The sequence below is a fragment of the Nocardia sichangensis genome (assembly GCF_047200615.1).
In the GTDB taxonomy this organism is placed as follows: domain Bacteria; phylum Actinomycetota; class Actinomycetes; order Mycobacteriales; family Mycobacteriaceae; genus Nocardia; species Nocardia sichangensis.
Genome location: NZ_JBJZOK010000004.1, coordinates 26,824 through 40,246, shown reverse-complemented (window position 1 = coordinate 40,246; position 13,423 = coordinate 26,824). Strand labels below are relative to the sequence as shown.

Below are 13,423 nucleotides of genomic sequence, written 5' to 3'. Positions count from 1 at the left end.
GATCAGATCGAAAGCAGCACACCCACAATGAGACTCGCCAACCTCGACGGCCGGGCCACCATCGTCACCGACGACGGCGTCATCGACATCGCTCACGCCTCCGGCGGCGCGCTGCCCAGCGACCTCGACCACGCGATCGCGAACCTCGACCGGATCCGTGTGTGGTTCGACACCACACGTCCGAAAGCCGATGCGAGCCTGACCGCGCCGATCTGCTCGCCCAACTCGAACGCCTCGGGCCACCGGTTGTCCGCCCATACCAGATCTTCGCCGTCGGACTGAACTACGCCGGACACAGCGCCGAGACCGGTCTGGCCGTACCGACCCAACCGCTGGTGTTCACGAAGTTCACCTCCTCGATCACCGGTCCGGCCGACGACATCGCGCTGCCGACCGACACATCTTCACCGGAACGCCCGAGGGCGTCGGCTACTCACGTAGCCCGGCCCGCTTCCTGACCCCGGGGACCACCATCCGCTCGGTTATCGAAGGGCTCGGCGAACTACGCAACACCTGCACGGCCGAGTAGGAGGCCACCATGTCCCTCGCGACCATCATCACCGCACTGCTGGTGCTCCTTTTCATCGTCACCGGTGCCAGCAAGGCCCTCGCGACCAGCCGATCACGCACCGACGCCGAACATTTCGCCATTCCGGTGCATCGATTCCGGCTGCTGGGTCTGTTCGAACTCGCCCTCGCCGCTGCTTTGGCGATCGGAGTGGTGGTGCCCCCGCTCGGCGCCGTTGCGGCCACGGCCGCCGCCACACTGATGGTTGCGGCGCTGATCTACCACCGCTTGGCCCACGACCAGGCCAGCGCGTATCTACCTGCTGTTGTCACCTTCGTCGCCAGTGTGGCGCTGGTGACGCTCATCGCGACGTCCTGACGATCGCCGCCCGATAGGAGAACCCTCATGTCACTGTTCACCCGCCGCGACAACACCGCGCGTCCGCGCCCGCCGCTGTTCAACGCGCTGGCCACCCTCGGAGGTTTCGGGCACAACGCCTTCGAGCGCTGGGCCGGAGTCGGTGTCTTCCTCGAACCCGAGCTCGGCCGCCGCGCCACCAACGTCCTATGGTCGTTGACGCCAGTACTGATGTGGCGCAAAGCCTTCCGCAATCGACCCGATGATGGGCCCGCGCTGGCATTCAACGCCGGGATCGCCGTGGCCTCGGTTCTGGTCCACTTCACCGACTGGCCGTGGTCGCTGCGGTACGGGTTCCTCCCTGGCTGGACGAAGCCGAGGGCCTGCACCCCAACCAGCTACCCGCCTACAACATCGTCCTGTGGACGTGGTTCGCCAGCGGCCTGGGCAGCATCCTCGTCGAAACCCGCCGCGAGAACCTGAAGTTCGCGGCCGCCGGCCTAGCCGCGGGGCCACTGCTGCTGGCCTCGGCCCGCCACCACTTCACTTGGGCCCGCGAGCAAGCCCACACCGGAGATACGGCCTGGAGCTCGTCCTTCGTCGAGAAGGCCAGCTGACGCCGGCCCTGTCCACACCGCCTGCATCGACCGGACCCGTGATGCACAAATTGACCCGAACCCGACGCATCACCGGCAGCATCACCACCCTGCTCTTCAGTCGGTTCGGCAGATCGCTGCAGGACCTTATCTCCGGCGGGCGCCTGGTCTTCCACTCCTTCGCCGCGCTGGCCGAATTCATCCGCGAGCTGATCATCGACGGCACCGAGTAGGGCTTGGCCCGCCGCACGGACCCACCGGCAACACCTCGTCACACCACCGGCGATTACCGCCGAACAGATCCACCAGGCCCGTGCCGGGCGGAGGAGACCGTCTCCTCGGTCCCGAAAACTGATCGGCGTATCGCGAGCGATGATCTACAACTACCTGCGCCGATTCAACAGCTACAACTCAGTGGCCGATTTGCCGCGTCATTCGCCGATAATCAGTTCCGAGATGCTGTTCCATCGGATTGCTTCTGCGCTTCGACCGACGTTGCCCGTGAAGCCGGTGTAGGGGCTTTCAGCAGTCTTTGGCACCGGCACGGGTTTGGGTGCGCCATGCTGGTGCGGTGGCCGATTCGCGGAGCAGACAATACGACTACAACGCGTTCATTTCCTACAGCCACGGCGAAGACCGGGTGGTTGCGACCGCGGTACAGCAGGGTCTGCACCGTTTGGCCCGGCGCTGGTACAGATTACGTGCGTTGCGGGTATTCCGAGACGACACGAGTCTGCCCGCGAACGCAGACCTGTGGGCCACCCTCGAACTCGCGATCCGGAAGTCCGAGTTCTTCATTCTGCTGGCCTCCCCGCAGGCCGCCGCGTCCAAGGGGGTGCGGCGGGAGGTGGAGTTCTGGAAGCAGATCGGCACGCCGGAGAAATTCCTGATAGTCGTAGCCGCCGGTGAGATCCACTGGGACGAGCGGCTCGGCGACTTCGATCGATCGCGCACCACGGCGCTACCACCGCAGCTCGACGGATGGTTCCGCGGTGAGCCGCTGTGGGTCGACCTGCGCGACCTCGATTCCCGTCGGCTCACGTTGCGCAACAGTCCATTTCGGTCCGCGATATGCAAACTGGCCGCACCCGTGCACGACAGGAGCCCGGACGACCTCGACAGTGCGGATCGCAGAGGGTTGAGGCTGCGCCGAGCGGCCCTCGTCATCGTCGTTTTTTCGACCGTGGCGACGGTAGTGGCTGTGGTCTTCGCGGGACAGCAGCTGCTGGAAGCCAGAAACCAGGGCGATATTGCGCTTTCGCGTCGGCTCGCGGCGGATGCCGCGGGGGTTCGACCGACGCAGCAGAACCTCGCCAGGCAGTTGAACATTCTGGCCTACCGGTACGCGCCGACCTCCCAAGCGTGGTCCGGACTGCTGGCCGCGGTCGCCACCCCACGGGAGACCTACCTCGGTTTCACCGATTCCGTGGCGGCGATCAATTCCGGCCGGATGCTGCTGGCTACCGCAGGCGAGTCACAAACCGTCACACTGTGGGATCTGACCGCTGCGGACAGGTCCAACGCGTTGAGCAGGCTGGCCCTTCGATTCACCTATTCGGTGACTTTCAGCCCGGACGGCCGGCTGCTGGCCACCGGCAGTCTCGATGGCACCGTTGGTCTGTGGGACATTACGAATCCGGCCGACCCAATTGCTGTCGCGCAGTTCGTCGGCCCGCCTGTCGTATCACTTCGATTCAGTCCAGACGGCCGCACATTGGCGGTCGGCGGGCAGATCCGGCGCGAGGGCTGGCGGGTTGACCTATGGTCGATCGCTGATCCCGCGCATCCGAGCCGGGCCGGCAGCATCACCGACGGTGTATCCGGTGTTCTGTCGATCCCCTTCAGCCCGGATGGGCGCATGCTGGCCGTCGAAGCTCCCGACGGCGCGATCCGCCTGTGGAACGTGGCCGACCCCCTCTCCCCGGCGCCGGGCGCGGTTCTGTCAGGCCGTCCGGAAGGAGTGTGCGTCGCGGATTTCGGACCGGATGGACGGTCCCTGGTGGCTGGCGGTAACGACGGCCGGGTGGCGGTATGGAATTTCGCGGGTCCTGCCGCCCCTGCGATAGTGAAGAAGCACGAGAGTCCTGTATGCACTGCGGTCTTCAGTCGCGATGGTCACCACTTGGTCACCGCGAGCCGCGACAGCGCCAGATTGTGGAACACCGCGGACCTGGCGAGGATTCATATCGAGAAGGTTCTGGACGACGGCGTGAACATGGTGTCAGGGGCCGTTTTCACCGCCGACGGCCGCGATGTCGTGACCGCTTCCTTCGGCGGGCGGGTCCGTACCTGGCGTCTTTACGGCCCCGCGCTCACCGATCTGACGGACCAGGCCGCCGCGATCGCGGTGCGTCCGGATGGACGGCTGCTGGCATCCGGCAGCAGCCAAGAGGTGGTGCTCCGGGATCTCGTCGATGTCGACCGACCAGTGGTGACCGCCGTCCTGCCTGTTGCTACCGGCGTGGCACTGGCGTTCAGCCCTGATGGGCGCACGTTGGCCGTCGGCGGCTACGACACCTCCGTGTTCCTCTGGGATGTAGGCGATCCGGCTGCCCCGGTGCAAGTCGGGACCGTGAACATACGCAACAGTATGACCGGGCTCAGTGCAGCGCTGTCGTTCGACCCAACAGGTACCGAACTGGCGATTGGCGTACCCGACGGACTCGAGATCTTCGATGTCGGTGACAGAACCCATCCGGTGCCCTTGGGCACGCTCGACAGCGAGTTCCGAATAAGCCGGGTGGAGGCCGTCGAACGGGGTTTGATTCTCATCGCCGGTGGCGACGGCAGCATGTCGATCGTAGACGCCACCGACCCGCGAACTCCCCGGATCGTCGCCACGTACCCGGACAAGAAGAACCGGGTCTCCGCGACGACCCTCAGCCGCGACGGTCGTGTGCTTGTATTCGGCGACGAGGACGGCCGAATACGGGTATTCGATCTGACACATCCGGACAAGGCGCGGCTGACCGCATCCATCGGCAGCCCGTCAGGTCTCTCGACGTATGCCATTGGCCTGTCCTCGGACGCGACCGTGCTCGCAGTGGGCGACAATCGTTCGGTTCGACTGTTCGACCTGCGCGACCGCTCCGCACCGCAGGAACTGTTCGCCTGGTCCCTACCCGCCGAGCTGTCCGTCCACCTGCGCGCGCTTCGGTTCGACGAGCGCGGACGGGTGCACGCCCAATACGACGATCACCCACCTATATCGTGGGACACCACGCCAGACGAACTCATCCCCCGCATCTGCGCGCAGGTCAGCGGGCCGCTCTGGGAAGGCGACTGGGGACTCTACCTACACGGCCGTCCCTATCGGCCGCCCTGCTGAACACGCCCGAACACCGGGTGACCGAAAAACACCGAACCGCCGTTGTCGCGGAGCAGTTCCCATCGAATGCCGGACTGGCCGCCGCCTCGAAACGGTGGCGCGACTCGATGCGTCATCCGTTCTCGGTCACGGTGGTATCGGGGTGACGGCGGCTGGTGTCAGGCTTGACGAAATGTCCAGTAATTGCTGAGCGGTCGCGCCGGTTGTCCCCGTCGTGAGGCTCATCCTCACCGAGGGTGGTCTTCGGGTTCTCCGCTGCGGTCTCCTCGCTCACGTATTCGCCGGTATCGGCGGAGCGGTAGCTCTTCTCGGCCACGTGAACCTCCTTGATCGTGTTGTCGAAGCCGTTGTCGAGGCACAATGTCGTGTCCTTCACCGAATAGCACCACCGCGCCGCTGTAAACGGCCGGCCCCCTCGTCTCGGCACCCGGTACCAAAGGCATCCACACCAGAAACTCGCTGCGACCAGCTGCGACTCACCAGCACACGCTAGACGTGCTGAGCCGAATACCGCAGACACGCATTGATTCTGAAGGTCATTGCTGCCAAACTTGCTGGAGGCGCCTCCGGTACACCTCGATCGGCGTGGTGGCATCGTGTACGCGGCCGGAGCCTGGTGATCGGACCGGCTCGCACGACGAGCGCAGTGGGCGGCCGCGCCCTCAAACCTATCTCGCCCGGTTCGTCCACCTCATCGCCAAAGGCCGCGATGCGTCCGCCAGGGCACTCGGTCGTCGCGTGCCCAAGCCTGCCGATGGACTCGGAGGACCGAATGCGGTTCCTAGCGATGGGGGCCTTACCGGTCCTGCGCGCGGCCACCGATCCCGGCGTCTGATCGCTGCGTTTGCCGCACGAACGTGGGATGGGTTTCGGCGCTCGGGCGAGCGCGTTGCGCGACGGAACTCGCCGCGGAGTTCCGCTGGTCGGTCGCGCTGCGAAGCGCTCGGACGTGCTGCCGGTGGGCCAGCCGGAGACCCCAGACGCTCAGCGAACCGGCGAGACTGATGTAAAGAACATAGGCGGGGAGGGCCAGCGAGCCGTAGTCGCGTGACCAACTCCGAGCCGGTAGCAGCGCGGCGAACCCGGCGCCGAGCAGCACGATGCCCAGAACCAGTGCGGGCGGTCCGAGCGGGAGAATATCGTCGGATGCGTGCTCGGTATTCGGCGAGAGAGAATTCTCGGCGCTGTTCATCGCCGAGTGGGCATCGTTGGCGGCCGGAGTATCCGATCGTGACGATGGTTCTTCGGTCGGAATGAACACAATCAAATCTTTCTCCTGGATGGGTCCGCCGCGCTGCTGTGCGGTTCGCTCGAGATCGACGCCGAAACAGTAGATCGGCGCGCAGATCGCGCCATCGTCCCGAGAGTACGAAGTCTCACCGGACGTTTGTCACCACGACAAGAGCTGCGGCGGGTCCCGGCGCAACGCGGCGCCCCGTACCACTCGCCACACCAGCAACGCTATCTCGACCTCTAGCGCGGTCGTCGTCTATCGGTCGTCCCCGCTCGATCCGGTGCGCAGGGAAATCCGCCATGTCGCCCGCAGCCGCTTCTCGTTGTCGTTGTCGATGGCCAGATCGCCGAGTACCTCGCTCACCCGGTAGCTGGGCATCGGATCGGCGAGTCGACCGTCCAGCACAGTTGCTGTGGGGTAACTTCTGGCGTCATACCTGGGGCGGTAGAGGCGAAACGGCCGGTAATCGGCCGGTGTGAGCGGGTGATCATCGGCCTGCATTGACCGGACGCCGACGGCAACGTGCGCACGGGTCTTGCTCCATCGAAAAGAAAGGTCCGGAGCCCAGTCGCCGACGTCGACACCGGCGTGTTCCTGTCCAGAACGCCCGAGTTAGTCGGGCGCCGAGAGCCGAAAGTTCGCTCATGCCACAATCCATGCGCGCGCTCGTAGCCGGAAAAATCGGCGAGCCAACCGACGTCCTGCGGCTGGAATCACGGCCCGTTCCCACGCCGGAAGCCGGTCAGGCGTTGATCCGCGTGCAAGCGACACCGATCCACGCCAGCGATCTGCACATGCTGCGTGGCCGCTACGGTTTCTCCCCCGAGTTTCCCACCGTGGTGGGTATGGAATGCGTGGGCCGAATCGAGGCGCTCGGTCCGGATACCGAGGGACTGCGGATCGGCGAGCGCGTGGTGACCGTCGGTGTAACCGGCACGTGGCAGGAATACATCGTCGCCGATACAGGAAGGCTTCTGCCGGTCCCCGATGATCTGAGCGATTCCAGTGCCTGCCAGCTCGCGGTCAATCCGTTGACCGCGCTGTTACTGGTGACTCACGAACTCGACGTACGGCCGGGTGAATGGATGTTGCAGACGGCCGCGGGCTCCACTGTCGGCCGGCTCGTCATCCAACTGGCCAGACATTTGGGTATTCGGACGATCAACGTCGTGCGGAGACGCGATGCCGTCGAGGAGATCAAGACGCTCGGTGGGGAGGAGGTCATCTGCACCGCGGATGAGGACCTATTGCAGCGTGTCACCGAAATCGCAGGACCGCCCGGGGTGCGCAAGGCCATCGACTGTGTCGCGGGCGAGGTAGGTGCCCGGGTATCCCAGGCATTGGCTCCGGGCGGAGAGGTCGTGGTCTACGGCGCACTCTCCACCCACCGCCAAGCCGACCCGGCAGCGCTGACGATCCCGCTGCCGGCACGCTCGATCATCTACGAAACCAAAGTGGTCCGTGGCTTCTGGCTCTACCACTGGCTCGGCACTACCTCACCTCAGGATGCGCTGCGCGCGCTGTCCGACGTTCGCGATCTCGTCGCTGACGAAGTGCTGAACATTCCCCCAGGTCAGCCATTCCCGCTCGAACACTTCACCGAAGCCGTCTCGCTCGCCGAAACACCCGCACACGGGGGCAAACCCCTTTTCGTATTCGAAGAGGGGGGCGTTCCATGACTTTCAAGCCGAGATCGGCCGGGGCCATTGATCAATCCGATGAGCAACGACCGCACTAGATGAAGCTGGACCGCACTCACTTCAGCAAACGGCTCAGCCACAGACGGTCCATCCACTACCGCGACACCGCCGCCGACCGGCAGCGTCCGTTTCTCGGGCGCCGCGACCGCTGTGAAGTGCTACGTTGTCCGTGCAGTCTCGTGAAACCGCCGCGCGTCGACGACGCTCGGCGCTTCGTACAGCACCGGGCACCTCTCTGGTCAGGAGGCAACGCGTGAGTACCTACACGGTCGGCTACATCGTCGGCAGTCTTTCCAGGGAATCCGCCAACCGGATCCTGTCCAAGGCTCTGATCCGGCTGGCGCCGACCCAGTTGTCGTTCACCGAGATTCCGATCAAGGATCTGCCGCTGTACAACCGCGACTACGACGTCGACTACCCGCCGGAGGGCCGCGCACTCAAGGCGGCCATCGCCGCTGTCGACGCTGTGCTGTTCGTGACGCCGGAATACAACCGCTCGATCCCGGGACCGCTGAAGAACGCCATCGACTGGGCCAGCCGCCCATGGGGCGACAACTCGTTCGCGCTCAAGCCGTCCGCCGTCATCGGCGCCTCGCCGGGCAAACTCGGCACCGCGCTCGCTCAGCTCAGTCTGCGCAGCGTGCTCGGCTATTGCAATTCCCCGCAGATGAATTCCCCTGAGGCCTACATCCAATTCCACCCGGACGTCTTCACCCCTGATGGCGATGTCCTCGACGACTCGACGAAGCGATTCCTCACCCGGTTCATGGCGGATTTCGCCACTTTCATCACCCGCGTGCACAGCGTGGTCCCCCAACTCGGCTGACCCGATCTTCCCGGCCCGTGGCACGTGGGTCGCCTCCGCCGGCGCCGAATCGCCACAGTGTCCGCGAACTCCGTCAGCGTCGTCACCAGTTCGCGGGCGAGTGTCGAACTCGCCATCGCCGGAACGGCGGCGTAGTGGCCAGATCGAACAGTGCCCAGGCGTCTCCACCGTTATCGGGGCGCCCGGGATCCTGCCCGGAATCATCTGGCGGTACGAACATGAGTTCGCTTGCCCAGTACAGCCGAATGGTGCCGTCGGACCAGCGCTCGAGAACGGTCAGCCGCGGTACAGGTTGGCCGTCAGCACCGTCGCCGCCGTAGTCTCGGTGACGATGGTGTAGAGCTCGATGATGACGCCGTCCTCGGTACGAGCGATATCCATGCCGCTGATCACCGGAGGTCGGTCGACGGGGCCGTACTGGAAGCCGAGGTGGCCGATGTCGTCGAGTTCCGACACCGGACCGAAGGGCCGGAAGGTCCAGTCCGGGTTTTCGGCACGCAACTCCTCGGCCCGGCGCTCGAGGTCCTTGCGTCCGCGCAGAATTCGGTCCGGTTCGTGCCAGATCACGTCCTCGGCATAGGTCTCGGCGATGGCCGCGGCCCGGCGAGCCGGGTCGGGTTCGTTGAAGACGTCCAGAAGATTGCGTCGCATAAGGTCGGCGGGGGAACTGGTCATCGCGATTCCTTTCCGTTCATGCGGGTGGCTGTAGCTCCCGATCGAACGTCGTGCACATGGGTAGGAGTCTCGGCGGATCCGCTGCCATGCAGTCCGATCCGGCCTCGCAGGAGCTGCCGAACAATGTTCGAGAGATGCTGTTCTCGTCATCCTCGCGCGATATGCCGAGTTCGCCGTAGCGCTCCTTGCCGAAGGTGGCTCCGCGCTCGCGGTATAGGGATTTCATTGCGGGCGGGTACATTTCGTATGCACGCTCGTCCCAGGGGTCGCCTGCGGCCACGCGCGCCTGCGACCTTCTCGAAGCTCGGCCCGCGGCGCGCCGGTCTAGTGAGGGAACGTCTAGTCGATCACCGCCTTTGCCGTGCTGCTCACCGCGATAGGAAGTTGCATCTTCTCGGCGAGTTCCATGACCTCGGCGGCGACGCTGAACCGGTCGGCGTCCAGATCCACCAGAATCGCCGGTGACCTGGCATCGGACAAGTGGCGCGCGACGGCGGTGATGCACGACTGCAACCGTTCGGGGTCACTGGACGGTTGTTCGAGGGCCAGCGGCTCGGACGGGGCCTCGATATCGAGGTAGGCGATGTCGGACGGCACTTCCACGTACACGGGCAGTTTCTCCCGCCATGCGGTGAGAATCAGTCGGTCGATCTCGACAGCCGCGTTGCAGGGGGTCAGCCTGGCCTGCGCGGCAGTCACCTGCGCGTAAGCACCGAGGAAGCGATCCCACGTCCCGTCGCCCATCGTGTGATGCATCCCCAAGCCGCGATCGATGGACCTGAGCGGAATCGACCCGCAGATACAGACCACCGGAACGTGCTCGGCATAGCATCCGGCGACCCCGTTGATCGCACTCATCGCGCCTACGGCGTTCGTCACGAGCAGCGCGCCCATGCCATTGAGCCGCGCGTAGCCATCCGCCGCGTAGGACGCGGCCAGCTCACCGCAAGTGCCGACCCAACGCATGGTGCCGCTGTCCTCGAGCTGCTGGAGCAACTCGAGGTTGTAGTCGCCGGGGACACCGAACAGGTGGCTTATCCCGGCCTCCGCCAGACGGCGAAGCAGAAAATCGCCGATCGTCATTCGTCGTGCCTCACTCGTAGACACCATGTGCTCCTCCGAATCGACATCGGATCACGGTGACGCCATCGTTTCGAACGGGCCGCCGACCGAACATGAACTCGTCCACAGGCACACAGTGCGTGCATTCCACCGGAACGAACGCAGTACGTGGCGGTCAAAATCGCCTCTGCAAGGTCCTCGCAGTTCTAGGTACGGATGCCAGTGGTTCGCGGGTGGATCGAACTCGAACACCCCTCCTAATAGTCGCAGATCGCGTAGGTGTTCGGCGAGGGATTCACTACGCACGCGACGTGTACACCCCGGTTCGCCACGGGAACGCACTACACAGGACATCACCCCGTTTACCTCATGCCAAGAGTTCCGAATGAGCGGGGAGTGTCGTAATATTCGACACTCCCCGCGAATGGGGTAATGCCGCTGAGCGCGTGATCGTCGGCGGTCGGGAGTGTCGGCGCATCGCGCCTATTCCTGCGCCACGGATGCCGGTTCTGCGAGCGCGCCGTTACCGCATTGTCCAAGTGGCTTTCCGCAACCGGGGCTGCCGGTCGATATAGTTGCACGGGTCATAGGTCTTACATCGTGGGCGCGTGTCGGCGAGCCGGCTCGCTACCGGATTCCACGGGAGGCGCGGCGTGACATCGACATACCTGGGGAAGCCGTACTATCCAGCGTGGCTGGACAATCTCGCCGACGATGTAACCGAGGAAGGCGCGGCGTCGGACGGCGCCATACAAGGCGCGCATGCCGTCCATGAAGTCGTGGTCGCCGCCCGTGAAATATATGAGTTTCAAGATTTCCACTACGGCGGGCCATGCGACGAGAACAGTTTCCTCGAGGACTACACCTCATCGGTCCCCGGCGTGCCGATTCACGTCATTGTTCAGGTCACCTTCGACGCCGCCGGAAAGCCCAGCGCATCGTGGTGAACCACCGGCCACGTAGCTCGGTGCTGCTGTTGTCCCGTGTGATGCTCGAGCGGTTCGCCGCACTCCCCTGGCCGAGCATTGGGAAAACACACCGTGAGGAGCGAGCATGAGTGCGCCCTTGTATCTGATCACCGGGGCGGGTGGTGGCACCGGTGGCGTGAGCAGGCAAGTGATCGAGCGATTGCGGGAACGTGGGGACCGCGTTCGCGCGTTGGTGCACCACGACGACGCCCGAGCCGAGCCGCTGCGCGCGCTGGGCGCTGAAGTCGTCGTCGGCGATTTGACCGAGCCACGAGATGTGGTCGGCGCGATGACCGGTGCTGATCGCATGTTCTTTTCGATGGGAGTTTCGCCGGGCTACCTGCAGGCGACGGCGGTCGTCTGCGACGCCGCATTGGCATACGGCCAGCTCGAGGTGATCGTGAACATGTCCCAGATGACCGTTTCTCAAATGACGCTGACCAGTGTGGGCGAGTCTCGCCAACATCGGTTGCATTATCTCGCCGAGCATGTCATGAACTGGTCGGGTGTGCCGGCCGTGCACATCAGGCCGACGGTGTTTCTGGACAATCCGATCTTCACCGGATTCGCGGCACCGTCGCTGCGCGAGCGAAACGTACTGGCCCTCCCCTTCGGAACGGGTCGAACGTCACCGATAGCGACCAGCGACGTGGCACGCACGGTTGCGGCAGTACTTACAGATCCCAATCACCGCATCGGCGACGTCTACGAATTGACCGGTCCGCAGAGTCTGGACATCGATGGCCTGGCCGCCGAGTACACCCTGGGACTGCACCGGCCGATTCGCGGCACCGACATCCCCCAGGAAACCTGGGTCGAGGAGGTCCTCGAGCCCCGAGGTCTGCCCGCGCACGTCGAGCAGCACCTGGCCACCATGGCACTGCTGCACCGCGCTGGGCGCTACGACCGAGCCACCGACGACGTCGAGAAGATCACAGGACAGCCGCCATCCACGGTTGGGCGGTACATCGCCGAACACACGGAGCTGTTCTCGTAGTGCTCGTCAGATGCGGGGTCGTGCGGAGGCTCGGGACGGCGACCACGTGCACGGCCCAGGATTCATGGGGGCTCGGTGATGATTGCGCAGACGCGACGGAAGACCGCGGATGTAAAGCCTTTCGGAGAGTCCGTATGCCTTCGACGAAGCAGAGAGCTGAGCCGGGCGTAGCGTCTTCGGAGTCACAACCGAGCTCGCGATGGGAGAAACGTATGGATCTACATCTGTCGGGCAAAGTCGCCGTGGTGACCGGCGCCAGCAAAGGTATCGGGCTCGCGATCACCCAGGCGCTGGTGGACGCCGGGGCTCACGTCGTGGCCGGATCACGCAGCCGAGGAGCCGGTCTCGGGGCGCTGGTGGATGCCGGGAAAGTGGCCTTTGTATCCGCCGATTTGTCGCTGCCCGGCGGCGCGGATGACCTGATCGCGGCTGCGGCGGATCACGGTGGCATCGATGTATTGGTCAACAACGTCGGGGCGGTCACTGTCCAACCGGGCGGTATCGCGCGCGTTACCGACGACCAGTGGCAGGCATCCTGGGATCTCAATGTGATGGGGACTGTGCGGCCGACCCGCGCCGCGCTGCCACAGATGTATCGCCGTGGCGGTGGATCGATCGTCATTGTCGGATCGGTCAACGCGTACTATCCGGACCCCGGCATCTACGACTACTGCGCCACCAAGGCCGCCGTCACCAATTTCGGCAAGGCATTGTCGAAGGAATTGGGGCCGAGGAATATTCGCGTCAACTCCATCAGCCCCGGGCCCGTGACGACAGGGCTGTGGCTGGACGAAGGTGGGGTGGCCGACACGATCGCCGACGCCAGCGGTCAGAGCCCGGAACAGGTGCGGTCCGCGACAGCCGGTGCTGCCGCCATGGGCCGGTTCACCACTCCGGACGAGGTTGCCGACCTGGTCGTATTCCTGGCCAGCGACCGGTCCGCGAACATCACCGGATCCGATCTGAGGATCGACGGCGGCTTCGTGACCACGATTTGAGGCCGACCAGTCACACACGACCCGCTCCACGGCCGGCATCGACCGCGGACTCGACCCCGACGAGGTGCCCTCCCGCGCGGACAAGCCACCGGTCCTGCCATCGGCCTACCGACGCGCCACTGGAGCTCGGAGCTTCGTCAGCGTGTCGGACTGCTCGTCGCCCTCACCGCTTCC

The 13,423-nt window shown here is 64.9% G+C and carries 17 protein-coding genes; 12 read left to right on the top strand and 5 right to left on the bottom strand.

Annotated features, from left to right (window positions below):
* Positions 1 to 27: 27 nt before the first annotated feature.
* The 7 genes from ACL03I_RS06665 to ACL03I_RS06635 all read left to right on the top strand — a co-directional run bounded on the left by ACL03I_RS06665 (position 28) and on the right by ACL03I_RS06635 (position 4,789).
* Positions 28 to 282 (top strand): hypothetical protein, encoded by a 255-nt coding sequence (locus ACL03I_RS06665; RefSeq protein ID WP_412805601.1) that lies wholly within the window; start codon positions 28 to 30, stop codon positions 280 to 282.
* The gene (locus tag ACL03I_RS06660; protein WP_412805593.1) at positions 213 to 458 is read left to right on the top strand and encodes a fumarylacetoacetate hydrolase family protein; all 246 of its coding nucleotides are present in this window, start codon (positions 213 to 215) and stop codon (positions 456 to 458) included. Before ACL03I_RS06665 ends, ACL03I_RS06660 begins: the two co-directional genes overlap by 70 nt.
* Complete coding sequence (locus tag ACL03I_RS06655) at positions 401 to 529, top strand: fumarylacetoacetate hydrolase family protein (RefSeq protein WP_412805592.1); 129 nt, start codon at positions 401 to 403, stop codon at positions 527 to 529. Before ACL03I_RS06660 ends, ACL03I_RS06655 begins: the two co-directional genes overlap by 58 nt.
* Positions 530 to 538: 9 nt before the next feature.
* The gene (locus tag ACL03I_RS06650; protein ID WP_412805396.1) at positions 539 to 886 is read left to right on the top strand and encodes a DoxX family protein; all 348 of its coding nucleotides are present in this window, start codon (positions 539 to 541) and stop codon (positions 884 to 886) included.
* Positions 887 to 1,200: 314 nt separating this feature from the next.
* Entirely contained in the window at positions 1,201 to 1,482 is a 282-nt protein-coding gene (locus tag ACL03I_RS06645) for a hypothetical protein (protein WP_412805395.1), read from the top strand.
* Between the two features lie 50 nt (positions 1,483 to 1,532).
* The gene (locus ACL03I_RS06640) at positions 1,533 to 1,694 is read left to right on the top strand and encodes a recombinase family protein (protein WP_412805394.1); all 162 of its coding nucleotides are present in this window, start codon (positions 1,533 to 1,535) and stop codon (positions 1,692 to 1,694) included.
* Positions 1,695 to 2,032: 338 nt separating this feature from the next.
* The gene (locus ACL03I_RS06635; RefSeq protein ID WP_412805393.1) at positions 2,033 to 4,789 is read left to right on the top strand and encodes a TIR domain-containing protein; all 2,757 of its coding nucleotides are present in this window, start codon (positions 2,033 to 2,035) and stop codon (positions 4,787 to 4,789) included.
* Positions 4,790 to 4,901: 112 nt separating this feature from the next.
* Here the strand turns inward: ACL03I_RS06635 and ACL03I_RS06630 are convergent, their stop codons facing one another.
* From ACL03I_RS06630 to ACL03I_RS06620, 3 genes are all read right to left on the bottom strand, one after another.
* Positions 4,902 to 5,165: a hypothetical protein gene (locus tag ACL03I_RS06630; RefSeq protein ID WP_412805392.1), complete on the bottom strand. Its 264-nt coding sequence runs from the start codon at positions 5,163 to 5,165 to the stop codon at positions 4,902 to 4,904.
* Positions 5,166 to 5,585: 420 nt separating this feature from the next.
* The gene (locus ACL03I_RS06625; protein WP_412805391.1) at positions 5,586 to 6,050 is read right to left on the bottom strand and encodes a hypothetical protein; all 465 of its coding nucleotides are present in this window, start codon (positions 6,048 to 6,050) and stop codon (positions 5,586 to 5,588) included.
* Between the two features lie 228 nt (positions 6,051 to 6,278).
* Positions 6,279 to 6,428, bottom strand: coding sequence for a hypothetical protein (locus tag ACL03I_RS06620; protein ID WP_412805390.1), 150 nt, complete (start codon positions 6,426 to 6,428; stop codon positions 6,279 to 6,281).
* Positions 6,429 to 6,667: 239 nt separating this feature from the next.
* Here ACL03I_RS06620 and ACL03I_RS06615 point away from each other — a divergent pair, with 239 nt between their 5' ends.
* Both ACL03I_RS06615 and ACL03I_RS06610 read left to right on the top strand, forming a co-directional pair.
* On the top strand, positions 6,668 to 7,702 hold the full coding sequence (locus tag ACL03I_RS06615; protein ID WP_412805389.1) for a zinc-dependent alcohol dehydrogenase family protein: 1,035 nt from the start codon (positions 6,668 to 6,670) through the stop codon (positions 7,700 to 7,702).
* A 274-nt stretch (positions 7,703 to 7,976) separates the two neighbouring features.
* Positions 7,977 to 8,549 carry an NADPH-dependent FMN reductase gene (locus tag ACL03I_RS06610; RefSeq protein ID WP_412805388.1) on the top strand — a complete coding sequence of 191 codons (573 nt, stop codon included), beginning with the start codon at positions 7,977 to 7,979 and terminating at the stop codon, positions 8,547 to 8,549.
* 276 nt (positions 8,550 to 8,825) lie between these two features.
* Here ACL03I_RS06610 and ACL03I_RS06605 read toward each other — a convergent pair whose 3' ends face one another.
* The gene (locus ACL03I_RS06605) at positions 8,826 to 9,224 is read right to left on the bottom strand and encodes a nuclear transport factor 2 family protein (RefSeq protein WP_355074351.1); all 399 of its coding nucleotides are present in this window, start codon (positions 9,222 to 9,224) and stop codon (positions 8,826 to 8,828) included.
* Positions 9,225 to 9,563: 339 nt separating this feature from the next.
* Positions 9,564 to 10,307: a thiamine pyrophosphate-binding protein gene (locus ACL03I_RS06600; protein ID WP_412805387.1), complete on the bottom strand. Its 744-nt coding sequence runs from the start codon at positions 10,305 to 10,307 to the stop codon at positions 9,564 to 9,566.
* Positions 10,308 to 10,939: 632 nt separating this feature from the next.
* On the opposite strand from ACL03I_RS06600, the gene ACL03I_RS06595 reads away from it, so the two are divergent.
* The 3 genes from ACL03I_RS06595 (at position 10,940) to ACL03I_RS06585 (ending at position 13,249) form a co-directional block, all read left to right on the top strand.
* Positions 10,940 to 11,233: a hypothetical protein gene (locus ACL03I_RS06595; protein WP_412805386.1), complete on the top strand. Its 294-nt coding sequence runs from the start codon at positions 10,940 to 10,942 to the stop codon at positions 11,231 to 11,233.
* 106 nt (positions 11,234 to 11,339) lie between these two features.
* Complete coding sequence (locus ACL03I_RS06590) at positions 11,340 to 12,251, top strand: NAD(P)H-binding protein (RefSeq protein WP_355074356.1); 912 nt, start codon at positions 11,340 to 11,342, stop codon at positions 12,249 to 12,251.
* A gap of 212 nt (positions 12,252 to 12,463) precedes the next feature.
* Entirely contained in the window at positions 12,464 to 13,249 is a 786-nt protein-coding gene (locus tag ACL03I_RS06585; RefSeq protein WP_412805385.1) for an SDR family NAD(P)-dependent oxidoreductase, read from the top strand.
* Positions 13,250 to 13,423: the final 174 nt, after the last annotated feature.

Excerpts from the sequence above, each read along its gene's own strand:
- ACL03I_RS06665 (WP_412805601.1), top strand. The coding sequence starts at position 28 with ATGAGACTCGCCAACCTCGACGGCCGGGCCACCATCGTCACCGACGAC.
- ACL03I_RS06650 (WP_412805396.1), top strand. The coding sequence starts at position 539 with ATGTCCCTCGCGACCATCATCACCGCACTGCTGGTGCTCCTTTTCATC.
- ACL03I_RS06615 (WP_412805389.1), top strand. The coding sequence starts at position 6,668 with ATGCCACAATCCATGCGCGCGCTCGTAGCCGGAAAAATCGGCGAGCCA.
- ACL03I_RS06605 (WP_355074351.1), bottom strand. The coding sequence starts at position 9,224 with ATGACCAGTTCCCCCGCCGACCTTATGCGACGCAATCTTCTGGACGTC.
- ACL03I_RS06600 (WP_412805387.1), bottom strand. The coding sequence starts at position 10,307 with ATGACGATCGGCGATTTTCTGCTTCGCCGTCTGGCGGAGGCCGGGATA.
- ACL03I_RS06590 (WP_355074356.1), top strand. The coding sequence starts at position 11,340 with ATGAGTGCGCCCTTGTATCTGATCACCGGGGCGGGTGGTGGCACCGGT.
- ACL03I_RS06585 (WP_412805385.1), top strand. The coding sequence starts at position 12,464 with ATGGATCTACATCTGTCGGGCAAAGTCGCCGTGGTGACCGGCGCCAGC.